At 71.0% G+C, this 22905-nt stretch carries 22 protein-coding genes and 1 riboswitch; of the genes, 8 read left to right on the top strand and 14 right to left on the bottom strand.

Going from position 1 to position 22905, the window contains the following annotated elements:
- Nucleotides 1–52: 52 nt before the first annotated feature.
- A riboswitch (cobalamin riboswitch) is annotated at nucleotides 53–187 on the bottom strand.
- A gap of 41 nt (nucleotides 188–228) precedes the next feature.
- From OOK31_RS11325 to OOK31_RS11310, 4 genes are all read right to left on the bottom strand, one after another.
- Nucleotides 229–723 carry a GNAT family N-acetyltransferase gene (locus tag OOK31_RS11325; protein WP_267012308.1) on the bottom strand — a complete coding sequence of 165 codons (495 nt, stop codon included), beginning with the start codon at nucleotides 721–723 and terminating at the stop codon, nucleotides 229–231.
- A 106-nt stretch (nucleotides 724–829) separates the two neighbouring features.
- Nucleotides 830–1036 (bottom strand): YbdD/YjiX family protein, encoded by a 207-nt coding sequence (locus OOK31_RS11320; protein ID WP_267012307.1) that lies wholly within the window; start codon nucleotides 1034–1036, stop codon nucleotides 830–832.
- Nucleotides 1033–3282, bottom strand: a complete 2250-nt coding sequence (locus OOK31_RS11315) for a carbon starvation CstA family protein (RefSeq protein ID WP_267012306.1) — start codon at nucleotides 3280–3282, stop codon at nucleotides 1033–1035. Before OOK31_RS11315 ends, OOK31_RS11320 begins: the two co-directional genes overlap by 4 nt.
- A gap of 130 nt (nucleotides 3283–3412) precedes the next feature.
- On the bottom strand, nucleotides 3413–4177 hold the full coding sequence (locus tag OOK31_RS11310; protein WP_266576350.1) for a GntR family transcriptional regulator: 765 nt from the start codon (nucleotides 4175–4177) through the stop codon (nucleotides 3413–3415).
- Nucleotides 4178–4466: 289 nt separating this feature from the next.
- On the opposite strand from OOK31_RS11310, the gene OOK31_RS11305 reads away from it, so the two are divergent.
- The 4 genes from OOK31_RS11305 (at nucleotide 4467) to OOK31_RS11290 (ending at nucleotide 9302) form a co-directional block, all read left to right on the top strand.
- Nucleotides 4467–5756, top strand: coding sequence for an extracellular solute-binding protein (locus OOK31_RS11305; RefSeq protein ID WP_267012305.1), 1290 nt, complete (start codon nucleotides 4467–4469; stop codon nucleotides 5754–5756).
- Nucleotides 5757–5898: 142 nt separating this feature from the next.
- Complete coding sequence (locus tag OOK31_RS11300) at nucleotides 5899–6918, top strand: carbohydrate ABC transporter permease (RefSeq protein ID WP_267012304.1); 1020 nt, start codon at nucleotides 5899–5901, stop codon at nucleotides 6916–6918.
- A 71-nt stretch (nucleotides 6919–6989) separates the two neighbouring features.
- A complete protein-coding gene (locus tag OOK31_RS11295; RefSeq protein WP_267012848.1) occupies nucleotides 6990–7814 on the top strand; it encodes a carbohydrate ABC transporter permease in 825 nt (274 codons plus the stop codon).
- Between the two features lie 6 nt (nucleotides 7815–7820).
- Nucleotides 7821–9302, top strand: coding sequence for a glycoside hydrolase family 3 protein (locus OOK31_RS11290; protein WP_267012303.1), 1482 nt, complete (start codon nucleotides 7821–7823; stop codon nucleotides 9300–9302).
- An 87-nt stretch (nucleotides 9303–9389) separates the two neighbouring features.
- Here OOK31_RS11290 and nagB read toward each other — a convergent pair whose 3' ends face one another.
- Both nagB and OOK31_RS11280 read right to left on the bottom strand, forming a co-directional pair.
- On the bottom strand, nucleotides 9390–10175 hold the full coding sequence (gene nagB, locus OOK31_RS11285) for a glucosamine-6-phosphate deaminase (RefSeq protein ID WP_267012302.1): 786 nt from the start codon (nucleotides 10173–10175) through the stop codon (nucleotides 9390–9392).
- A gap of 238 nt (nucleotides 10176–10413) precedes the next feature.
- The gene (locus OOK31_RS11280) at nucleotides 10414–11175 is read right to left on the bottom strand and encodes an SDR family oxidoreductase (protein WP_267012301.1); all 762 of its coding nucleotides are present in this window, start codon (nucleotides 11173–11175) and stop codon (nucleotides 10414–10416) included.
- An 87-nt stretch (nucleotides 11176–11262) separates the two neighbouring features.
- Here OOK31_RS11280 and OOK31_RS11275 point away from each other — a divergent pair, with 87 nt between their 5' ends.
- The gene (locus OOK31_RS11275) at nucleotides 11263–11856 is read left to right on the top strand and encodes a TetR/AcrR family transcriptional regulator (RefSeq protein ID WP_267012300.1); all 594 of its coding nucleotides are present in this window, start codon (nucleotides 11263–11265) and stop codon (nucleotides 11854–11856) included.
- Between the two features lie 433 nt (nucleotides 11857–12289).
- A complete protein-coding gene (locus OOK31_RS11270; RefSeq protein WP_267012847.1) occupies nucleotides 12290–13759 on the top strand; it encodes a sensor histidine kinase in 1470 nt (489 codons plus the stop codon).
- A 159-nt stretch (nucleotides 13760–13918) separates the two neighbouring features.
- Here OOK31_RS11270 and OOK31_RS11265 read toward each other — a convergent pair whose 3' ends face one another.
- On the bottom strand, nucleotides 13919–14176 hold the full coding sequence (locus OOK31_RS11265) for a WhiB family transcriptional regulator (RefSeq protein WP_004937597.1): 258 nt from the start codon (nucleotides 14174–14176) through the stop codon (nucleotides 13919–13921).
- 320 nt (nucleotides 14177–14496) lie between these two features.
- On the bottom strand, nucleotides 14497–15462 hold the full coding sequence (locus OOK31_RS11260; RefSeq protein WP_267012299.1) for a diacylglycerol kinase family protein: 966 nt from the start codon (nucleotides 15460–15462) through the stop codon (nucleotides 14497–14499).
- A gap of 85 nt (nucleotides 15463–15547) precedes the next feature.
- Here OOK31_RS11260 and OOK31_RS11255 point away from each other — a divergent pair, with 85 nt between their 5' ends.
- On the top strand, nucleotides 15548–16000 hold the full coding sequence (locus tag OOK31_RS11255; protein ID WP_267012298.1) for a hypothetical protein: 453 nt from the start codon (nucleotides 15548–15550) through the stop codon (nucleotides 15998–16000).
- Between the two features lie 60 nt (nucleotides 16001–16060).
- Here OOK31_RS11255 and OOK31_RS11250 read toward each other — a convergent pair whose 3' ends face one another.
- The 3 genes from OOK31_RS11250 to OOK31_RS11240 all read right to left on the bottom strand — a co-directional run bounded on the left by OOK31_RS11250 (nucleotide 16061) and on the right by OOK31_RS11240 (nucleotide 17951).
- Nucleotides 16061–17044, bottom strand: a complete 984-nt coding sequence (locus OOK31_RS11250) for an RNA polymerase sigma factor SigF (protein WP_267012297.1) — start codon at nucleotides 17042–17044, stop codon at nucleotides 16061–16063.
- Between the two features lie 17 nt (nucleotides 17045–17061).
- A complete protein-coding gene (locus OOK31_RS11245; RefSeq protein WP_214949331.1) occupies nucleotides 17062–17475 on the bottom strand; it encodes an anti-sigma regulatory factor in 414 nt (137 codons plus the stop codon).
- Between the two features lie 215 nt (nucleotides 17476–17690).
- Nucleotides 17691–17951 (bottom strand): UBP-type zinc finger domain-containing protein, encoded by a 261-nt coding sequence (locus OOK31_RS11240; protein WP_267012296.1) that lies wholly within the window; start codon nucleotides 17949–17951, stop codon nucleotides 17691–17693.
- A gap of 109 nt (nucleotides 17952–18060) precedes the next feature.
- Between OOK31_RS11240 and OOK31_RS11235 the strand changes: the two genes are divergently transcribed.
- Nucleotides 18061–19644, top strand: a complete 1584-nt coding sequence (locus tag OOK31_RS11235) for a Na+/H+ antiporter (RefSeq protein WP_267012295.1) — start codon at nucleotides 18061–18063, stop codon at nucleotides 19642–19644.
- Between the two features lie 423 nt (nucleotides 19645–20067).
- On the opposite strand, the gene OOK31_RS11230 is transcribed toward OOK31_RS11235, so the two are convergent.
- From OOK31_RS11230 to OOK31_RS11220, 3 genes are all read right to left on the bottom strand, one after another.
- Complete coding sequence (locus OOK31_RS11230) at nucleotides 20068–20961, bottom strand: 1-aminocyclopropane-1-carboxylate deaminase/D-cysteine desulfhydrase (RefSeq protein WP_267012294.1); 894 nt, start codon at nucleotides 20959–20961, stop codon at nucleotides 20068–20070.
- Between the two features lie 22 nt (nucleotides 20962–20983).
- The gene (locus OOK31_RS11225; protein ID WP_267012293.1) at nucleotides 20984–21574 is read right to left on the bottom strand and encodes an N-acetylmuramoyl-L-alanine amidase; all 591 of its coding nucleotides are present in this window, start codon (nucleotides 21572–21574) and stop codon (nucleotides 20984–20986) included.
- A gap of 105 nt (nucleotides 21575–21679) precedes the next feature.
- On the bottom strand, nucleotides 21680–22876 hold the full coding sequence (locus OOK31_RS11220; RefSeq protein ID WP_267012292.1) for a globin domain-containing protein: 1197 nt from the start codon (nucleotides 22874–22876) through the stop codon (nucleotides 21680–21682).
- Nucleotides 22877–22905: the final 29 nt, after the last annotated feature.

The raw sequence follows: 22905 nt of genomic DNA, 5'->3' as shown, positions 1-22905 counted from the left end.
GCGTCCACCGGCCCAACCGCGAGGCCCGGACGTGGTCGGCACCCGGTTCGGTCGAGCCGGGCGCGCTGTCGGCAGGTCCTCGGACTTGGCGGTACACCGATGGGTGTACTTCATACCGTTGCGGGACAGTTCCGGATTCGCACCGGATTCCCCTGCGGCGACAGCAGCCATGAGCATACATGTGGGGGCGCGTTGATGCGTGACCCCCCACATGTTGTGTCGGCGCGGCTACAGCTCCATGCGGTACGTGAGCAGGGTCAGCCCCGGAACGGGGGCCCAGTCCCGCTCCGGTGTGCGGGTGAAGCCGAGCCTTTCGTAGATCCGCTGGGCTCCGGTCATCTCCCGCTGGGTGGAGAGCACCAGGTGCGTGACCCCCTCCAGCTCCCGGGCGCGGGCCACGCAGGCGTGCACCAGGGCCTCGCCGGCGCCGCGTTCGCGGGCCTCCCGGGCGACGGCCAGCATGCGGAACTCGGCCTCCGTGGGGCCGGCGATGTCGGCGAGCGGGCTGCCGGGTGGGGCGAAGGTCACACCGCCCAGCAGGGCGCCCTCGGCGACGGCCACCAGTACCTCGCCGTCGGCGGCCCGGCCGGCCACGTCGCGCAGGACGTCCGCGTAGAAGGACGTCTCGGATTCGAGCAGTCCGTCGCCCACGTAGGCCCGCGCGGTGATCTCGCCCAGCTCTTCGTACTCGGCGGGCAGCGCCGCCCTGATCACGATGTCCATGCCGCCGAGTGTGCCGGACGGCTGTGGGCGCCCGGCGCCGCCGTCGTCCGCCGAGCAATGCCGAAGGGCCCCGCCGGGAAGTCCGGCGGGGCCCTTCGGGTGCCGTTCAGCAGCAGCGGAAGCCCTCGCGGGGGTCCGCCTCGCGGGCGTCGGTGCGGGCCCGCTCGAAGGCGCGCCGGGTCATGACCTCGGCGTCCGGGTCGTGCGCACGGGCGTGCGCGACGTAGCGGTCGTACGCGGCCTCGCCCGAGAACTCCCGTACGTAGAACCGGGCCTTCGCCAGCGCACCACGCACCCCGCTCACGGCGATCATCCGACCGGCTCCTTCACCCGGCCGCCGCCCCCGTCGAGGCCGGCCGCGGCGAGCTCGGCCTTCTCCTCGGCGGTGGCGATCAGCCCGGCCGGGGCGACGATCTTCGACTCGGTCCAGGGGACCTCGGAGAGGCGGACCGACTCGGGGCTGCTGATGGCCTTGAAGCAGGTCCGGGCCGCGTCCAGCAGCACGATGACGATCAGCACGGCGAACAGCACCGACAGGACCCCGTCGACCGTGGCGTTGGTGACCACGGTGTGCATGTCGTCCATGTTCTTGGCGGGCGGCAGGACCTTCCCGGCGTCGATGCCGCTCTGGTACTTGTCGCGCTGCGCGAAGAAGCCGACCTTCACGTCGTCGGAGAAGATCTTCTGGTAGCTCGCGGTGAGGGTGACGGCTACGTCCCACGCCAGCGGGACGCCCGTGACCCAGGCCCACTTGAGCCGGCCGGACTTGATCAGCAGCGTGGTGCAGACGGCCAGGGCCACCGCGGCCAGCAGCTGGTTCGCGATGCCGAACAGCGGGAAGAGCTGGTTGATGCCGCCCAGCGGGTCCTTCACGCCGACCCACAGGAAGTAGCCCCAGCCGCCGACGACGATCGCGCTGGCCAGCCACACGCCGGGCTTCCAGCTGACGTCCTTGAAGGACTTGTGCACGTTGCCGAGGGTGTCCTGGAGCATGAACCGCCCGACGCGGGTGCCCGCGTCGACCGTCGTCAGGATGAAGAGCGCCTCGAACATGATGGCGAAGTGGTACCAGAACGCCTTCATGCCGGCCCCGCCGATGACGGAGGAGAAGATCTCCGACATCCCGAGTGCGAAGGTCGGCGCGCCGCCCGTACGGGACAGCAGGCTGGCTTCCTCCACGTCCTTCGCGGCCTGCGCGAGGGCGTCCGGGGTGATGGCGAAGCCGAAGTTCGTCACCGCCGTCGAGGCGGTCTGGACGGTGGCGCCGATGACCCCGCCGGGGGAGTTGACCGCGAAGAAGAGGCCGGGCTCGATGATGCTCGCCGCGATCACGGCCATGACGGCGACGAAGGACTCGGTGAGCATGGCGCCGTAGCCGATGACCCGGACCTGGGTCTCCTTCTGGATCATCTTCGGGGTGGTGCCCGAGGAGACCAGGGAGTGGAAGCCGGACAGGGCCCCGCACGCGATGGTGATGAAGACGAAGGGGAACATCGAGCCGGCGAAGACCGGTCCGTCCCCGCGCGTCGCGAAGTCGGTGACCGCCGGCATCTTCAGCGTCGGCATCGCGATGACCACGCCCACCGCCATCAGCGCGATCGTGCCCACCTTCATGAAGGTGGACAGGTAGTCGCGCGGCGCGAGCAGCAGCCACACCGGCAGCACCGAGGCGATGAACCCGTACACGATCATCCAGACGACCAGCGTCTCCTTCTCCAGGGTGAAGGTGCCCGCCCAGGAGGACTCCGCGACCCAGCCGCCCGCGACGATCGCGAGCAGCAGCAGCGCGACGCCGATGACGGAGACCTCGGTGACCCGGCCCGGCCGCAGGACGCGCAGGTACACGCCCATGAAGAGGGCGATCGGGATGGTCATGCCGATGGAGAACACGCCCCAGGGGGAGTGCGCCAGGGCGTTGACGATGACCAGCGCGAGCACCGCCAGCAGGATGATCATGATGGCGAACACGGCGACCAGGGCGGCGGCCCCGCCGACGGGCCCGATCTCGTCCCGGGCCATCTGGCCCAGCGAGCGTCCGTCGCGCCGGGTGGAGAAGAACAGCGTCACCATGTCCTGTACGGCGCCGGCGAAGATGACGCCCGCGACGATCCAGATGGTGCCCGGCAGGTAGCCCATCTGCGCGGCGAGGACGGGACCGACCAGCGGGCCCGCGCCGGCGACGGCGGCGAAGTGGTGGCCGAAGAGCACCCGACGGTCGGTCGGGTGGAAGTCGACACCGTTGTCAAGGCGTTCGGCGGGGGTGGCCCGGGTCTTGTCGACCTTCAGGACGCGGTGCGCGATGAAGCGCGCGTAGAAGCGGTAGCCGATGGCGTACGAGCCCAGCGCGGCGGCGAGCAGCCAGGCGGCCGAGATCTCCTCGCCCCGCGACAGCGCCAGTACGCCCCAGCCGATGGCACCGACGAGGGCCACCAGCGCCCAGACGGCGATCGACTGCGGGGTGAGCCGCCCCGACGGGGAAGGCGAGTCCGGCGTGCTGCCTGGACTCGCCGCTCCTCCTGTTGGAGCCCGATCTGTCCCTGTTGCTTCCGGTTCCGGCATGATCCTCGTCCCCTCGTTGATCATCTGCGTAAGCGCAGGGAATCTACGGGGGCTCGACCGCTGGATGTAAGCCCCCGTCCGCATAGCGGTACGAGAGTCCACCGGCGGTCGAAGAGGAGTCAACCGGTGGTCACAAAGCGGGTCGCTGGAGGCGGGCCACGAATTTGTAACGGTCGCCGCGATACACCGATCGCACCCATTCGACCGGTTCTCCGTCGGCGTCCAGCGAGTGGCGCGAGAGCATCAGCATCGGCAGGCCGACGTCGGTGCCCAGCAGTCCGGCTTCGCGCGGGGTGGCCAGCGAGGTCTCGATGGTCTCCTCGGCCTCGGCGAGCCGTACGTCGTACACCTCGGCGAGCGCGGTGTAGAGGGAGGTGTACTTGACCAGCGAACGGCGCAGCGCGGGGAAGCGCTTGGCCGACAGGTGGGTGGTCTCGATGGCCATCGGCTCGCCGCTGGCCAGGCGCAGCCGCTCGATGCGCAGGACCCGCCCGCCGGTGGCGATCTTGAGGAGTCCGGCGAGGGTGTCGTCGGCGGTCACGTACCCGATGTCGAGGAGCTGGGAGGTCGGCTCCAGGCCCTGGGCGCGCATGTCCTCGGTGTACGAGGACAGTTGGAGCGGCTGGGAGACCTTGGGCTTGGCGACGAAGGTGCCCTTGCCCTGGATGCGTTCGAGCCGGCCCTCTACGACGAGTTCCTGGAGGGCCTGGCGGACCGTGGTCCGGGAGGTGTCGAACTCGGCCGCGAGCGTGCGCTCCGGCGGCACGGGGGTGCCGGGGGGGAGCGTTTCGGTCATGTCGAGCAAGTGCCGCTTGAGTCGGTAGTACTTGGGCACACGCGCCGTGCGAGTGGCTGCCCCGCCTTCCGGCTCCGTGGTCGCCCCTTCGGTGGCCATCGCCGCCCGCCTTCCCGACTCCAGTTTCGCTGCCGTCACCGGCTCCTCCGATATGTGCGGTCACATCGTGACACGGGCGGGAGGACAGGCCTCCTCCCTCCCCCAGGTGTCGGTCCGATAACGGACCGAGCACCCGCTCATTAGACCCTTGACACCCCTAAAGGTCTAGGCCAAGCTCCGGGTACTGGTCTAAACCAATCTGGATCAGATCCCGGCCCCACGGGCAGTACTTGGTACGTCACCGCGGCGGGCGAGGGAAGTTGCAGGCAGCATCCCTGAGGAGGGTGGCGTGAAGCGCAAGCTCATTGCGGCGGTCGGTGTCGTGGGCATGATGGTCGGTGTCGCGGCATGCGGCAACGGCGGCGACGACAAGCCGAAGGCCGACGCGTCGGGTGGCGCGGCCAAGGAGATCACCGTCTGGGTGATGGACGGCTCCGCACCCAAGGCCTGGATCGACGAGGTCAACAAGGAGTTCTCGGCCAAGCACCCCGGTGTGACGGTCAAGGTCGAGGAGCAGAAGTGGACCGGCATCCAGGAGAAGGTCACCACGGCCCTCTCCGAGAACACCCCGCCGGACGTCCTTGAGCTCGGCAACACCCAGACCGCCGGCTACGCGGTCACCGGCGGCCTCGCCGACCTGTCCGGCGACAAGGCCAAGCTCGGCGCCGACGCCTGGCAGAAGAGCATGCTCGCCTCGGCCCAGGTCGACGGCAAGCTCTACTCCGCCCCCTGGTACGCCGCCAACCGCGTCGTCATCTACGACAAGAAGGCCTACGAGAAGGCGGGCGTCACCCCGCCGAAGACCCGCGACGAGTGGGTCGCCGGCCTCGAGAAGCTGAAGGCGGCCGACCCGGCCTCGCAGCCGATCTACCTCCCCGGCCAGAGCTGGTACGTCCTCGCCGGCTTCGTCTGGGACGAGGGCGGCGACCTCGCCGTCAAGGACGGCGGCAAGTGGAAGGGCCAGCTGGCCACCCCGCAGGCCGCCTCCGCCATGGACTTCTACAAGAAGCTCCAGTCCTTCTCCACGGCCCCCAAGGACAAGGACGAGGCCACCCCGCAGCAGTCCACCGACATCGTCCCCAAGGGCGGCGTCTCCTCCTGGATCGGTCTCGGCTGGGAGGCCGGCGGTGCGGAGAAGGCCCTGAAGGACGCGGGCAAGGAAGCCGACTTCGGCTACTTCCCGATCCCGGGCAAGACCGCCGACAAGTCCGGCACCGTCTTCCTCGGCGGCTCGAACCTCGCCGTGGCCGAGCGCTCCAAGAACAAGGAGCTCGCCAAGGAGTGGCTGGCCCTCGCCGCCGGCAAGGACCAGATGACCAAGTACGCCGCCGCCACGAAGGGTGCGCTGCTCCCGAACCAGGCCGCCGCGAACTTCGCCGCCCCGGCCGGCTCCTTCGCCGAGGCCATGGCCAAGGCCGGCACCAACGGCAAGATCACCCCGGTCACCCCGGGCTGGGCGAACGTCGAGACCGAGCCCAACCCGATCAAGGAGTTCATGACCAAGGTCCTGAAGGGTGAGGACGCCGCCAAGGCGGGCGCGGACGCGGACAAGGAAATCGCGAACCGCATCAACAAGTAGTCACCCCGCGGTACCCGCAGCACCGCAGTACCCGCACAACCCAGCAGTGTGAACGCACCGGGGGGTGCGGCAGGCGCCCGGACGCCTGCCGTGCCCCCGGTCGCGCATTTGACTCCACAGTCAACCGCGAGGAAGCCGAGCCATGACCGTGCACTCCCAGGGAGCGAAGACCAGCGCTCCACAGGACGCACCACTGAAGTCCGCCGGACGGCCGCAGGTGGCCACCACCCCGTCCGGCCCCAGCCATACGTCTCCTCGCGGGGGCAGAAAGTCGCTCCCCTCGGGGTGGCTGCCCTATCTGCTGATCGGGCCCGCGGTGCTCAGCCTCGCGACCCTCCTGCTCTACCCGCTGATCAAGAACGTGATCCTGTCCTTCCAGGACATCAACAAGATCGAGTTCATCCAGCGGAAGTACCCGTTCGCGGGCATCGACAACTACACCCAGCTGCTCGGCGACTCCAACTTCTGGACCGTCGTCCTGCGCAGCTTCGGCTTCACCCTCGCCAACGTCGCGCTGATCATGCTGATCGGCAGCCTCATCGGCATCCTGCTCAACCGCCTCGGCAAGTGGATGCGCCTGGTCCTGTCGATGGCGCTGGTCATGGCCTGGGCCATGCCGATCGTCGCGTCCGTCCAGGTCTTCCAGTGGCTGTTCGACGAGCAGTTCGGCGTCATGAACTGGGTGATGCGCTCCGCCGGCTTCGCCGGCTACGACCAGCACAACTGGTTCGAGACCGGCCTCTCCACCCTGGTGATCGTCACGATCCTGGTGGTCTGGGGCTCGATCCCCTTCGTCGCCCTCAACATGTACGCCGGCCTCACCACCGTCGGCGCGGAACTGTACGAGGCCGCCCGCATGGACGGGGCCAACGGCTGGCAGACCTTCTGGAAGGTCGTCTTCCCCCAGCTGAAGTCCTTCTTCCTCGTCACCACCTTCCTCGAGGTGATCTGGGTCTTCAAGGCCTTCACCCAGGTCTACGCGATGAACAAGGGCGGCCCCGACCGCGCCTCCGAGATCCTGCCCGTCTTCGCCTACGTCGAAGGCCAGAGCCAGGCCCACTACGGCCTCGCCGCCGCGATCTCCGTCCTGACGATCCTGATCCTCATCGTCGTCATGTCCTTCTACTTCCGCCTGATCCTGAAGCAGGAGGAGGAGCAGTGAGCACGAGCACCGCCCCGAAGCCCGCGCCGTCCGCGCCGTCCGCGAAGCCCGCACAGCAGCTGCGCACCCGCATGCCACTGCGCCCGGGCACCGTCGCCAAGAACGCCGGCGCCCTCCTGCTGGCCGTCGTCTTCGTCTTCCCGGTCTACTGGATGTTCTCCTCGGCCCTCAAGCCGAACAGCGAGATCCTCACCAAGGACCCCGTCTTCGTCTTCACCCCGACGCTGGACAACTTCACCAAGGCCACCGGCGTCGACCTGTTCTGGACGTACGTCACGAACAGCATCGTCGTCACCGTCGGAGCCGTCCTGCTGGCCCTGCTCGTCGCCCTCGCCGCGAGCTTCGCCATCGCCCGGATGAAGTTCAAGGGCCGCAAGGGCCTCGTCCTCGGCGTGATGATGGCCCAGATGGCCCCCTGGGAGGTCATGGTCATCGCGATGTACATGATCGCCCGCGACAGCGAGATGCTGAACAGCCTCCCGCTGCTCACCGCGATCTACTTCGTGATGGTCCTCCCCTTCACCATCTGGACCCTGCGCGGCTTCATCGCCGCCGTCCCGGTGACCCTGGAGGAGGCCGCCCAGATCGACGGCTGCACCCGCGGCCAGGCCTTCCGCAAGGTGATCTTCCCCCTGCTGGCCCCCGGTCTGATGTCCACCTCGCTCTTCGGCTTCATCACCGCCTGGAACGAGTTCGCGATGGTCCTGATCCTCAACAAGGACAAGTCCGCGCAGACCCTGCCGCTGTGGCTGACCCAGTTCAAGACCGCCTTCGGCAACGACTGGGGCGCCACCATGGCCGCGTCCTCGCTCTTCGCGATCCCGGTCCTGCTCATCTTCATCTTCCTCCAGCGCAAGGCCGTCGGCGGCATGACCGCCGGCGCCGTGAAGGGATAACGGCCCATGACTGTCCTTGCGCACCGGACGGACACCCTGACGCGCGACGCCCTCGCCGTCCTCCAGCCCGGCTTCGAGGGCACCACCGCCCCCGCCTGGCTGCTGCGCCAGGTCGGCGAAGGCCTCACCGCCGTCGGCCTCTTCGGCCGCAACATCGCCGCCCCGGAGCAGCTCGCCGCGCTCACCGCGCAGCTGAGGGCCGTACGGGACGACGTACTCGTCGCCATCGACGAGGAGGGCGGCGACGTCACCCGCCTGGAGGTCCGGGGCGGATCCTCCTTCCCCGGCAACCTCGCGCTCGGCGCCGTCGACGACACCGCGCTGACCCGGGACGTCGCCCGCGAGCTGGGCCGCCGCCTCGCCGAGTGCGGGGTCAACCTCAACTGGGCGCCGTCCGCGGACGTCAACTCCAACCCGGACAACCCGGTCATCGGGGTGCGCTCCTTCGGCGCCGACACCGCGCTCGCCGCCCGGCACACCGCCGCCTACGTCGAGGGCCTCCAGGCCGCCGGCGTGGCCGCCTGCACCAAGCACTTCCCGGGCCACGGCGACACCAACGTCGACTCGCACCACGCGCTGCCCCGCATCGACGTGGACCTGGACACCCTCCAGGCCCGCGAGCTGGTCCCGTTCAAGGCGGCCATCGAGGCCGGCACCAAGGCCGTCATGAGCGCCCACATCCTGGTGCCCTCCCTCGACCCGACCCGGCCGGCCACCCTCAGCCCGCAGATCCTGACCGGTCTGCTGCGCAAGGAGCTCGGCTACGAGGGCCTCATCGTCACCGACGGCATGGAGATGAACGCCATCGCCGGGACGTACGGCATCGAGCGCGGCTCGGTCCTGGCCATCGCGGCCGGCGCCGACGCCATCTGCGTCGGCGGGGGACTGGCCGACGAGGCCACCGTGCTCCGCCTGCGCGACGCCCTCGTGGCCGCCGTGCGCGAGGGCGCGCTCCCGGAGGAGCGGCTCGCCGACGCCGCCGCCCGGGTGCGCGCTCTCGCCGAGTGGACCCGCCGGGCCCGGCCGGACGCGCTGCCGGAGGGGAGCGGCGCGTCCGGCATCGGCCTGACGGCGGCCCGCCGGGCCGTGGTCGTCTCGGGGGAGGCGAAGCCGGTCACCGCCCCGTACGTGGCCACGCTCGCCCCCGTCGCGAACATCGCGGTCGGCGACGAGACCCCGTGGGGCGTGGCCGCCGAGCTGGCCGCGCTGGTGCCGGGCACCGGGGCGGGCGTCTACCCGCAGGGCTCCGCCGCCGCGGACGTCCTCGCGGCGGCGGGCGGGCGCACCGTCGTCGCCGTGGTCCGCGACGCGCACCGCCACCCGTGGATGACCGAGGTGCTGGACGCGCTGGTCGAGGCCCGCCCGGACACGGTCGTCGTCGAGATGGGCCTGCCGCGCGCCGAGCCGCGCGGGGCGCTGTACGTCGCCACGCACGGGGCCTCCCGCGTGTGCGGGCGGGCCGCCGCCGAGGTCATCGCCGGCGTGTAGGCGCGCAGGCGCGCAGGCGCCCCGAGTACGCCTGAAGGCCGGGCCCCCGTGGAGGGGGGCCCGGCCTTCAGGCGTTGCCGTTCGCGGTTACAGGCCCTGCCAGGCGGGCTTGTTCGCGTAGGTGTGGCGGAAGTAGTCGGCCAGCTTCAGCTTCGAGGCGGCCGCCTCGTCCACGACGACGGTCGCGTGCCGGTGCAGCTGCAGCGCGGAGGCCGGGACCAGCGCGGACAGCGGGCCCTCCACGGTCTGCGCGACGGCCTCGGCCTTGCCCTCGCCGGTGGCCAGCAGGACCAGGTGGCGGGCGTCGAGGATGGTGCCGATGCCCTGGGTGATGACGTGGTGGGGCACCTGGTCTATGTCGTTGTCGAAGAAGCGCGCGTTGTCGACGCGGGTCTGCTCCGTCAGCGTCTTGATGCGGGTGCGGGAGGCGAGGGAGGAGCAGGGCTCGTTGAAGCCGATGTGCCCGTCCGTGCCGATGCCGAGGAGCTGGAGGTCCACCCCGCCGGCGGCGGCCAGCGCCCGGTCGTAGGCCTCGCAGGCGCCGACGATGTCCTCGGCGGAGCCGTCGGGGCCCATGAAGGAGGCCTCGGACAGGCCCAGGGGCTCGACGACCTCGCGCAGGACGACGGCCCGGTAGGACTCGGGGTGCCCGGCGGGCAGGCCGACGTACTCGTCGAGCTGGCAGATCCGGGCCCCGGAGGCGTCGACCTGCCCGGCCCGGACCTTGGCGGCGAGGGCCTCGTAGATGGGCAGCGGGGTAGAGCCGGTCGCCACGCCGAGCAGGGCGTCGGGCTTGCGGCGGACCAGGGCGGCCATGGCCTCCGCGATGAGCTCGCCGCCTGCCTTGGCGTCCGGGACGATGACAACTTCCACGCGGGGCCTGCCGATCTGAGAGGGGTCCGACGATTGTGGTATAGACCAATCTAGCAGAGCCGGGCCTCCCGTGGCGGCCCTCCACCCCACCCATGGTGATCCCGTCACCCACCCCCCGCCACCGGCCTCCGGCGGTCCTGGAGCGAGCTGCGCCCGCACTCCCGGGGCTCCGCCCCGGACCCCGCGCCCCAAGCGCCGGCGGGGCTGGATCAACCAGCGGCGTCGGCGCTCCGGCGACCTAGAGGAGCGCCAGCTGGAGGCCGCCCGTCGCGGAGAGGTGCTGGCCCGTGATCCAGCGGGAGTCCGCCGAGGCGAGGAAGGCCACCACGTCCGCGACCTCGTCCACCGTGCCGACGCGGTCGAAGACCGACCGGGACGCCGCGTGCGCCCGCGCCGCGGGATCGGCCAGCCACGCCGCGTTCAGGTCGGTCTCGGTGATCCCCGGCCCGACCGAGTTCACGGTGATCCCGCGCGGCGCGAGCGCGGCGGCCAGCGAGACGGTCAGCGCGTTCACCGCGCCCTTCGCCATGACCGTGGCCAGGATCGCCGGCAGGGCGATGTCGGGGGTGCCGGTCACGTTCACGATCCGGCCCCCGTCCCGCAGCCGGTCCAGCCCGTGCTTGATCACGAAGAACGGCGCCTGCGCGTTCAGCGCGTGCACCCGCTGGTACGTCTCCTCGTCCGTCTCCGCGATGCCCGCGAAGGTGGCCCCGCCCGCGTTGTTCACCAGGACGTCCACGCCCTCGGTGGCCGCCGGATGGGCCGCGTACGCCGCCCAGAGCGCCTGCGCGTCCCCCGGCACCCCGAGCTCCGCCCCGATGGCGAAGGCCCGGCCCCCGGCCGCCTCGATGCCCGCGACGGTCTCCCGCGCGGCCGCCGCGTCGTGCCCGTAGTGCACCGCGACGAGCGCCCCGTCCCGCGCCAGCCGCTCGGACACGGCCCGCCCGATGCCCCGGCTGCCGCCCGTGACCAGTGCCGTCTTCCCCTTGAGCACGCCCATGGAACGCGCCCCCCTTCCACAATCTCTAGTGGTCGCTACAGAACGGACCGTACCAGATTTCCTAGCGCCCGCTATAGAATCGGTTCCATGGTGACCGGACAGCGCGGCAGGCCCCGCTCCTTCGACCGTGACGCCGCCCTCGACAAGGCGATGCTCGCCTTCTGGGAGCGCGGCTACGAGGCCACGTCCATCGCCGACCTCACCAGGAGCCTGGGCATCGGCGCGCCCAGCCTCTACGCGGCCTTCGGGGACAAGCGCAAGCTCTTCGACGAGGTCGTGGTGGTCTACGGCGGCCGCTACGGGGACTTCGCGGGCGTGGCCCTCGCCGAGGAGCCCACCGCCGGTGCGGCCATCGGCCGGATCCTGCACGAGGCCGCGGAGATCTACACCGACCCCGCCCACCCGCCGGGCTGCATGGTGATCAGCGCCGCGATCAACACCACCTCGGAGGACGTGGCCGAGGCGCTGAAGGAGCGCCGCAACGCCAACCTGGTGCTGTTCGAGAGCCGCATCCGCGCGGACGTGGCCGCCGGCGTGCTGCCCGCCGGCACGGACGCGCGGGCCCTGGCCCGCTACGCGGGGGCCGTGCTGCAGGGGATGTCCCAGCAGTCGCGCGACGGCGCGAGCCGGGAGGAGCTGGAGGCGGTCGCGGAACGGGCGATGCTGGCCTGGCCGCGGTAGCCGAATTCGGCGACGGGGGAGCGGGGGATGACCGCGCGGGGTGATCGTCATTCGCGGGCCCGGGAAATGGGCGGCGGAAAGGCCCCTGAAATTCCTCTGGGCCACGGTGCAGGACGGGACCCTCAGCCCGCCCGGCACCGTAGCCCGGAGTACTTACGGCCAACGGGTGTGCGGTTCCCGTAGGCCGGTGGGAGGTGCCTGCGCGGTCAGGGCAGAGCGCGCGGTTACCTCGATCCGTCCTCCTGTGCGGGGAGGGCGGAAATCTGGCTCAATTGTGGACTAGACCAATCTGTTCTGTCCATCCAATGACGGACCCTGGGATCCCGTCACTTCCTCCAACAGTACGCGGAGTGGGCCCTTCCTGGATACTCCTGAGTATTAGTGGTGGGGAAAGTCATCCCCGTACCCGGGGTACGCTCGCCACGTGCCCTCCATGAACGACCTCGTACGCCAGCACACCGCTCTCAGTGAAACCGACCTGGAGTGGCTCCACCTGCTGGTCTCGGAGTGGCAGCTGCTCTCCGACCTCTCCTTCGCCGACCTCGTGCTCTGGGTTCCCACCCTCGACGGCACGCGGTACGTGTCGGTCGCGCAGATGCGCCCCAACACCGGCCCCACCTCCTACCAGGACGACATGGTCGGCCACCTGGTGCCGCGCGGGCGCCGCCCGCTCCTGGACGCCGCCCTCGACGAGGGCCGCATCGTGCGCGAGGGTGACCCGGAGTGGCGCGAGGAGGTGCCGGTCCGCGTCGAGTCGATCCCCGTCCGCCGCGAGGGCCGGGTCCTGGGAGTGATCGCCCGCAACACCAACCTGCTCACTGTGCGTACACCGAGCCGGCTGGAGCTGACCTACCTCCAGTCCGCCTCCGACCTCGCTCAGATGATCGCCGCGGGCTCCTTCCCCTACCCCGGCCAGCAGGTCGACATGGACGCCTCCCCGCGCGTCGGGGACGGCCTGATCCGCCTCGACGCCGAGGGCGTGGTGACGTACGCGTCCCCGAACGCGCTCTCCGCCTACCACCGCCTCGGCCTCGCCGCCGACCTGGTCGGCCAGCACCTGGGCACCACCACCGCCGAACTCGCCCCCTCCCGGGGCCCGGTGGACGAGGCCATCGTCAAACTGGCCAGCGGCTGGGCCCCCCGGGAGACCGAGGTCGAGGGCAACGGCGGGGTCATCCAGCTGCGCGCCATCCCGCTGAAGCCCAAGGGGACCCGGATCGGCTCGCTCGTGCTCTGCCGCGACGTCACCGAACTGCGCCGTCGCGAACGCGAACTGATCACCAAGGACGCCACCATCCGGGAGATCCACCACCGGGTGAAGAACAACCTCCAGACCGTGGCGGCGCTCTTGCGGCTCCAGGCCCGACGCATGGATTCGGAGGGCGGCCGCGAGGCGCTGAACGAGGCCGTCCGGCGCGTCGGTTCGATCGCGATCGTGCACGAGACGCTCTCTCAGAACCTCGACGAGCGGGTCGAGTTCGACGAGATCGCCGACCGGGTGATCGCGATGGTCTCCGAGATCTCGCCCGGCAAGGTGGAGTGCCGCCGCACCGGCCGCTTCGGGATCCTGGACGCGGAGGTCGCCACTCCGCTGTCGATGGTGCTCACCGAGGTCCTCCAGAACGCCCTGGAGCACGCCTTCACCCAGGGGGAGGGCGGCACCGTCGAGGTGTCCGCGGCCCGCTCCGGCACCGGCCGTACCGACGCCCGGCTGCTGATCACGGTGCTGGACGACGGCTGCGGACTGCCCGAGGGCTTCGACCCGCAGCGGGCCGGCAACCTCGGGCTCCAGATCGTACGGACCCTCGTGGAGGGGGAGCTCGGCGGCACCTTCGACATGGTCCGCGCCGAGCCGCGCGGCACCAAGGTCGTCCTCGACGTACCGGCCAGCCCGCAGAAGTAACCCCCGGACCCGTCACTCACGGTGACGGGGTCATGCCCCGGACCTGCCCCGGACAGCACTGAGCCCCGGACCGAAGGTTCTCGGTCCGGGGCTCAAGAGCACGTTGCTGAGCGCTTATACGGTTACTACGCGCTGCGGCTCGAGGCTCGAAAGTCGATGTCAGGCGGTGGCGTTGCGCGCCCGATTGCGAGCGGCGCGGCGCTTCATCGCGCGGCGCTCGTCCTCGCTGAGACCGCCCCAGACGCCGGAGTCCTGACCGGACTCGAGCGCCCACTGCAGGCACTGCTCCATGACGGGGCAGCGGCGGCAGACGGCCTTGGCTTCCTCGATCTGCAGCAGCGCAGGACCGGTGTTGCCGATGGGGAAGAAGAGTTCCGGGTCTTCCTCGCGGCAAACGGCGTTGTGACGCCAGTCCATGGCTGCTCCATCTCCTTGTATTGCGGGCAGGTTGCTTGTGAATGTGAACGCTTTCACGAATCCCCCCGTGAGGGAAGGGCCGACCCCCAGTTGCCTGGTGGGGTCCGAAGATTCGTGGAGGGGTTCTGGCGCTCTGTGTGGGTGCCGGGTGCTGCGGGCTGTCCCGATCGCCATGTAGAGATTCGCAAACCTCGGACGGGGATACAACCCCTTCCGGAAAGTTTTTTTGGATTCGTCGGTGTCTACTAGGTCACAGCCCTAGTTCCTAGGGGTGGACCGGCGTGTAAACGTTCGAGTGGAAGGACTTTTGGCCCTTCCACTCACACAATCACACGCAGTGCACGGCGTACGCCTGTGAACCGAACGCTGGTGCGCAGCCCGAGGTGGTCCCCGTCCATCTGGAAGGGGAGGGGAACCTTCGAATGCAAGGTGAAGTCGGTCAGATCGTGCAGAGACACCGCATGCTTGCCGTGCGGACCGCGCTCAGGAGTCGAGGTCAGGAGCTGCGTGGCGTACCTGGCGACCGCCGGAGTTGACAAACGGTCGAGGGCCAATACGTCAAGCGCAGTATCGAACGACGCCTCCGGAGAGGCGTAAAGCGGACGATTGCCCAGATACGTCCAGGGCGAGGTGTTGCAGACTATCGACAGCACCAGATCCGTCACCGGATCCGCGCCGGGCTGCTCCAGCGTGATCGTGCCGCGCCGGCGGTTCGGCTCCTCCCAGAACTGGCGCATGAGCTGTCGTACATACAGAGCGTGAGTCGAACGCTTGCCGCGTTCCCGCTGCTGCTCCACCCGGCCCACCACACCCGCGTCGAAGCCGAAGCCCGCACAGAAGGTGAACCAGCGGGCCGGAACCGACTCGTCCTCGGTCCCCGGGGTACCGGCCGCCAGCCCCAGGCCAACCGTCCGCTCGCGCTGCTCCCGCAGCGCGTCCAGCAGGGCTCCGGTCGCCTCGACCGAATCGTTCGGCAGTCCGAGGGCGCGGGCGAAGACGTTCGTGGAACCGCCCGGGACCACCGCGAGCCTCGGCAGCCGCTCCGGATCGGGGCCGTCGTGCAGCAGACCGTTCACGACCTCGTTGACGGTGCCGTCCCCGCCCAGCGCCACCACCAGGTCGAGTCCCTCGTGCGCGGCCTTGCGCCCCAGGTCCCGGGCGTGGCCCCGGTACTCGGTGGTCACCGCCTCCAGCTTCATCTCGCTGGCCAGGGCGTGGGTCAGGACATCGCGCGTGCGCGCACTGGTGGTCGTCGCTGCTGGGTTGGCCACGAGAAGTGCACGCATGAGCGCCAGACTACCCACCCCCGCATATGCGACCCATACCGACCGGTCCTCTCCGGGCCGGAAGGGGCGCGGCTACCCTGCTGGGGTGAGCAAAAAGCCGACCTCCCCCGCCCCCGCCGCCGCGACCGCGGAGCCCGCAGTGCTGCCCGGCCGGCTGACCGCAGCCGCCGCGCTCACCGCGCTGGAGGGCCTGGCCCTGGCCGGGCTCGGCGTCTACATGCTGTTCGTCGGCATCGCCGGGGACCCCGACTCCCCGCAGCAGGCCGAGACCGGCGGCCTGACCCTGCTCGCGCTCGCCGCGCTCCCGCTGATCGCGGCGCGCGGGCTGCGCCTGGGCCGCCGCTGGAGCCGCGGCCCGGCGCTGATCACCCAGCTGATGGCGATGCCCGTCGCCTGGACCCTGTGGACCACCGGCGGCGCGATGACCGTAGCCGCCGTGGCGCTGGCGCTGGCCGCCGTGGCGGTCGTGGTGCTGCTGGTGAACCCGACGGCGACCGAGGCGCTGGGAATCGGGCCTGGGGACGACCAGACCCGATAACCCGTACGTCCGACCCTTACGTCCGACCCGTACGTCCTCGACCGGGAGGGCTTCCCCCGGTCACTCCTCGACGAGGAGCTTCTCCCGGAGCTGGGCCAGGGTGCGGGCCAGCAGACGGGAGACGTGCATCTGGGAGATGCCGACCTCCTGCGCGATCTGCGACTGGGTCATGTTGCCGAAGAAGCGCAGCAGCAGGATCCGCTTCTCCCGCGGCGGCAGCCCCTCCAGCAGCGGCTTGAGGGACTCGCGGTACTCGACCCCCTCCAGCGCCTCGTCCTCGGAGCCCAGGGTGTCCGCGACCGCCGGCGACTCGTCGTCGGTGTCCGGGACGTCCAGGGAGAGCGTGCTGTAGGCGTTCGCCGACTCCAGCCCCTCCAACACCTCCTCCTCGGAGATCCCCAGCCGCTCCGCCAGCTCGTGCACCGTCGGCGAACGGCCGTGCTGCTGGGACAGCTCCGCCGTGGCCGTGGTCAGCGAGAGCCGCAGCTCCTGGAGGCGCCGGGGGACGCGAACCGCCCAGCCCTTGTCGCGGAAGTGCCGTTTGATCTCGCCGACCACGGTGGGCGTGGCGTACGTCGAGAACTCGACCCCGCGGTCCGGGTCGAACCGGTCGACCGACTTGATCAGGCCGATGGTGGCGACCTGGGTCAGGTCGTCCAGCGGCTCGCCGCGGTTGCGGAACCGCCGCGCCAGGTGCTCGACCAGCGGCAGGTGCATCCGGACCAGCCGGTTGCGCAGTTCCGCCCGTTCCGGTGACCCCTCGGGCAGCTCGCGCAGCTCGAAGAACAGGGCCCGCGCGCCGCTGCGGTCCCGCGGATCCGGCAGCGCAGGCGGCGGTGCCGGTGCCTCCGGGGCCGTGGCAGCGGCCTCCGGTGGCAGTGTCTGGTCGTGCTCGTTCTCGCTCATAGGGCCCGCCCGTCGCTCCGCCGAGTCCAAAAAGCCGTCTTCCGCATCCGCTTCAGCCGGGTGCGGCCGGGCGTGCTGCTGTTCAGGGATGCCGCCGTCGACCTCGTGCCGTACCCGGGGCCGATCCCCGCCCCGCACCGGGATCTCCCCGCCGCTCACGCCGGGCCTGGCCCCGCGCCGCGCTGTTTGTAGAGGCTGATGCTCACTGTCTTGTTCTCCTCGACCGTCGCCTCGACCTTGCCGGCCAGCGCCGACAGGACCGTCCACGCGAACGTGTCACGCTCCGGCGCGCGTCCGTCGGTGGTCGGCGCGGAGACGGTCACCTCCAGCGAATCGTCCACCAATCGGAAGACGCAGCTGAGGACGGAGCCCGGCACGGCCTGCTGGAGCAGGATCGCGCAGGCCTCGTCCACCGCGATGCGGAGGTCCTCGATCTCGTCGAGGGTGAAGTCCAAACGTGCCGCGAGACCGGCCGTGGCCGTTCGCAGCACAGACAGGTAGGCACCCGCAGCCGGCAGCCGGACTTCCACGAAGTCCTGGGTCCCGGGCTCGCCTGCGATCTGGGACACCCTCACCTCCAAGGTGGTACGAGCTCTGTTCGCCGGTGACGCTATCGCGATCCGGGCGATCGTGTCGCGGCACCCCTCATGGCACCCGCTTCGGAGCACCCCAGGCCGGCTGCACCTGCGTCCAGTGACTGATGGTAAGCCCATGGGTACACACAGTGGCTAGGGGTCTGCGGGCCCAATTCGGGGGAACCGGCGGAGGGTTGACCTACCCCGCTTCAGACGATCGAACCGTCGACAAAACACCACCGCCAGCTCTCGCCCGGTTCGAAGCTCCGCATCACCGGATGACCGGTCCCCTGGTGGTGCGCGGTGGCGTGCCGGAAGGGGGAGGAGTCGCAGCAGGCCACGTACCCGCAGCCCAGGCACATCCGCAGCTGCACCGGGTGGCTCCCGAGGGCCTCGCACTCCGGGCAGGTCGGCGCCTGGGGGGCGGGCTCGGGGTACGGCAGGTCGGCCACGTGACTGCACTCGCTCATCGGATTCCCCTCGTGCGCGGACCGACAGATTACGTCCTGACCGCCGGGGAGCGCGGAGGCGGCCAAGATGGTCCCGTACGGCCGGCCTACGACTGAGGGTGGATCTTCGATGGAGGTATTGCCGCTGGTGGCACTGGTGGCGGGGAGCGCCGCCGTGGCGGGGCTGGCCCGGCGGACGCCGGTGCCCGCGCCGCTGCTGCTGGTCGCCGCCGGCCTGATCGCGGCGTACGTGCCGGGCGTGCCGCCGTACACGCTCGACCCGCACATCGTGCTGCCGCTGCTGCTCCCGCCGCTGCTGCACACCGCCGCGGTCGACAGTTCGTACCTGGACCTGCGGGCCAACGCGCGGCCCGTCGCGCTGCTGTCGGTCGGGTACGTGCTCTTCGCGACGCTCGCCGTCGGGTACGCGGCGTACCTGGTGGTGCCGGGGCTGTCGCTGCCGGTCGCGCTGGTGCTGGGCGCGGTGATCGCCCCGCCGGACGCGGTCGCGGCCACCGCGATCGCCCGCAAACTGGGGCTGCCGAACCGGATCACGACGATCCTCCAGGGGGAGTCGTTGGTGAACGACGCCACCGCCATCACCGCGTACAACGTCGCCCTCGCGGCGGCCGTCGGGGTGAGCGCCGGATGGGCGGGCGGGGTCGCGGAGTTCCTGCTGGCGTCGGTGGGCGGGGTCGGCGTGGGGCTGCTGCTGATGGTGCCGATCCACCAGCTGCGCAAACGGATGAAGGAGCCGCTGCTGCAGAACACGCTGTCGCTGCTGATCCCGTTCGTGGCCTACGCGGCGGCCGAACGGGTGCACGCGTCGGGCGTGCTGGCGGTGGTGGTGGTCGCGCTGTACCTGGGGCACCGGAACTGGCAGGTCGACTTCGCGACCCGGCTCCAGGAGGAGGCGGTGTGGAAGGTCGTCGCCTTCGTGCTGGAGTCGGTGGTCTTCGCGCTGATCGGGCTCCAGCTGCCGGTGGTCCTCACGGGGCTGGGGGAGTACGAGGGCATGGCCGCGGCCTGGTACGCGGTCGCGGTGTTCCTCGCGGTGGTGGTGGCGCGGTACCTGTGGGTGTTCCCGGCGACCTTCGTGCCGAGGTGGGTGTCGGAGCGGATCCGGGAGCGGGAGCCGGACACCGACTGGAAGGCGCCGGTGATCGTGGGGTGGGCCGGGATGCGGGGGGTGGTGTCGCTGGCGATCGCGTTCTCCGTGCCGATGAGCGTGCCGCACCGGAACCTGATCCTTTTTCTGACGTTCACGACCGTCATCGGGACGCTGGTCGTGCAGGGGTTGACGTTGCCGCCGCTGATCAGGGCGCTGAAGCTGCCGCCGCGGGACCTGCAGGCCGAGACCCTCGCGGAGGCGCAGGCGCAGAGCGAGGCCTCGCGGGCGGCGGAGGACCGGCTGGCGGAGCTGCTGGAGGACCCGGCGAACAGCTCCCTGCCGGGGCCGCTCGTGGACCGGCTGCGGACGGTGCTGGAGCGGAGGCGCAACGCGGTGTGGGAGCGGCTGGGGGAGGTCAACCCGCTGACGGGGGAGTCGGCGGACGAGGTCTACCGGCGGCTGGCGCGGGAGATGATCGAGGCCGAACGGGAGGTCTTCGTCGCCCTGCGCGACCGGCGCCGGATCGATGACGAGATGCTGCGGGGGTTGCTGCGCCGCCTGGACCTGGAGGAGGCGGCGGCGTATCGGGAGGAGGCGGGGTAGGCCGTTGCCCTTGCCCTGGCCGGGCGGGGGTCGGGGATGGCGGTTGCCCTGGCCGGGCCGGGCCGGGCGGACGATGCGGGGCATCCGGCGTGGACGGGGTTGCCGTAGGGCGGGGTCGGGGACGGGGTGGGGTGCCGTCCGGGATGGGCATGATTTATGGCGCCCGTTCCGCAGCTGCGTTGGTGTGGTGGTACCGCGCGCCAACAAATCACGTTTTACATCCCGGACGACACCCCACCCCGTCCCCGACCCCTCGGGTCGAATTCAGCCTCGCCGGCGTTTGAGGCGCGGGGTCTGGGGCGGAGCCCCAGGGAACGGTGGAAGGGTGGGTAGGGGACAGCTCCGCGCAGCGGGACGGACCGGTACCGCCCGGCCAGGGCAAGGGCTCCGCGCAGCGGGGATGTCCGGTACCGACCGGCCAGGTCAGGGGTGGGCGGTGATGACGGCCGTGAGGGTGGTGCCCTCGGGGAAGGTGCCGGACGTCGTCAGGGCGGTCAGGGCCCAGAGGAGCTTCGCCACGTAGATCCGCTCCACGGGGAATCCGTGGCGGGACTCGAAGTCCGCGGCGAAGTCGTCCAGCGGCCCGGGCACCCGCGCGTAGCCCCCGTGGTCGAAGCCCTCGGCCAGGGTCCAGTCGCCCGCCGGCCCGCCGAAGGCCCGGGACTGGAGGGAACGTATCTCCGAGGACAGGAAGCCGCCCGCGAGGACGGGGACGCCCAGCGCCCGCTGCCCCGGGGCCAGGCCCGCCGCGAGGCCAGCGAGGGTGCCGCCGGTGCCGCAGGCCACCGCGACCACGTCCCCCGCGCCACGCAGCTCGCGGCCCAGTTCCGCGCAGCCCTGCAGGGCGAGGGTGTTGCTGCCGCCCTCGGGGACGACGTACGAGCCGGTGGCGTCGGCCGCCGCGAGGAGCCGGGCGAGGGTTTCGGGTTCGGTCTTGCGGCGGTACTCCGCGCGGGTCGTGAAGTGCAGCCGCATGCCGTCGGCGGCGCAGCGGGCGAGGGAGTCGTTGAGGGGCCGGCCGGCGAGTTCGTCGCCGCGGACGATGCCGACGGTGCGCAGTCCGAGCAGCCGGCCGGCCGCGGCGGTGGCCCGGAGGTGGTTGGAGTAGGCCCCGCCGAAGGTGACGAGCCGGTCGTGGCCCGCGTCCAGGGCGGCCCGGAGGTTGGGGGCGAGCTTGCGCCACTTGTTGCCGGGCAGCTCCGGGTGGACGAGGTCGTCCCGCTTGAGGAGCAGCCGTACCCCGTGCGCGGCGAAGCGTTCGTCGGGTGCCTCGACGAGGGGGGACGGCGGGCGGGGGAGCAGCTCGGGGTGGGTCACCCGTCCATTGTCGGTCCGCGCGCTACTTGAGCCGTTCGGCTACGCGTTCCCGTAGGGAGTCCATTGTGAAGCCCTTGGGGTCGATCTTGCCGGGTTGCCATTCGAGGTGGCCGAGGACGGAGCGGGCGCCCCAGCCGTGGACCTTGCAGACGGCGGCGGCCGCGCGGGCGATGGCGTCGAGCTGGACGGCGGGCCAGGGGTCCTCGCCGTCGCCGAGGTTCTCGCACTCGAAGCCGTAGAAGTGGCGGTTGCCGTCCACGTTCGCGTGGTGGTCCGGGGGGAGCCGCTTCTCGGCGATGACCGCCGCGAGGACGTCGGAGTCGCCGGCGCCCGCGTGGTTGGTGCGGCCGTAGCCGACGAGGTGGACGTGGCCGTCCTTGGTGATGACCCCGTGGCAGAGCGGGCCGGGCAGGGCGCTGTCGCCGGTGCGGCAGAGTTCGACGGTGTACGCGGCTCCGTGCGTGACGGTGTGGTGGATCATCACCCCGTGCACCGGGCCCCAGGGGCCCTTGTGGTTGCGGTTGCGGGTGCGCCAGGCGCCGACCTCGACGACGGTGAGGCCGGCGCCGTGCAGGGCCGTCAGGAACCGGTCCGCGGACATGGGTGAGGACATGCCACCTCCTTGTGGTGCGTGACGGACACCCTGTGTGTGCGTCCCGTCACTTTCCGGTGTAGTGGAGGTGACCCTTCCGCCGCTAGGGCGGGTTCCGGACAGGTCTCAGGCGGAAGCCAGCCACATGTCGGGTCCGAAGACCTCGTAGTGGATGTCGGCCGCCGCCACGCCCTTGCCGAGGAGCTGTTCGCGCACCGACCGCATGAAGGGCAGCGGCCCGCAGAGGTAGGCGCGGGTCCCGGGGGCGACGGGGACGTCCGTCAGGTCCATGCGGCCGGCGGCGTCGCCCGGTTCGGCGGACTCCTCGTACCAGAAGCGGGCCGTGGCGGCGGGCAGCTTGTGGGTCAGCGCGCGGTGGTCGGAGCGCAGGGGGTGGTCGGCGGGGGTGCGGTCGGCGTGCAGGACGGTGACCGGGGCGGTGTGCGCGGTGTCGGCCAGGTGTTCCAGCATCGACAGCATCGGGGTGCAGCCGATGCCGGCCGAGGCGAGCAGGACGGGCGCGGTGGAGTCCTTGAGGGTGAGGTCCCCGTACGGGGCGGAGACCCGCAGGGTGTCGCCGGGGTGGACCCGGGTGTGCAGGTGGTGGGAGACCTCCCCGTCGGGGCCGCCCGCGGCCGGGCCGTGCACCCGCTTGACGGTGATCGCGCGGACCGGGGAGCCGGGGGAGGTGGAGAGGCTGTACTGGCGGATCTGGCGGGCGCCGTCGGGGAGTTCGACCTGGACGGAGACGTACTGGCCGGGCTTGAAGCCGGGGGCGCGGCGGCCGTCGGCCGGGGTGAGGTGGAAGGTGGCGCAGTCCGCCGTCTCCTCGGTGCGGGCCGCTACCGTCCACTCCCGCCAGACCTCGCCGGCCAGGACCCGCTGTTCGGCGTGGAGGCGTTCCTCGATGGCGATGAGGGCGTTCGCCATCAGCCAGTAGACCTCGTCCCAGGCCTGGGCGACCTCGGGGGTGACGGCGTCGCCGAGGACCTCGGCGATGGCCTCGAAGAGGTGCTGGTGGACGACCGGGTACTGCTCGCGGGTGACGCCGAGGGAGGCGTGTTTGTGGGCGATGCGGTTCAGCATCACGTCGGGGCGGGTGTCCGGGTGCTGGACGAGGTGGGTGGCGAAGGCCGCTATGGAGCCGGCGAGGGCCTGCTTCTGGAGTCCGGAGCTCTGGTTGCCGCGGTTGAACAGGTCCCGGAGCAGGGCCGGGTGGGCGGCGAAGAGCTTCTGGTAGAAGAGTTCCGCGATGTCTCCGACGGCGGCTCCGACGGCGGGCAGGGTGGCGCGTACGGTCGCGGTCGACTTCTCGGAAAGCATGCGGAGCTCCTCCTGTAAGTGGAATTTCA

This window comes from Streptomyces sp. NBC_00249, assembly GCF_026342355.1.
Lineage (GTDB): Bacteria > Actinomycetota > Actinomycetes > Streptomycetales > Streptomycetaceae > Streptomyces.
Note: the sequence above shows the minus strand (reverse complement) of the source record. Positions and strands in the feature narration are given on the sequence as shown.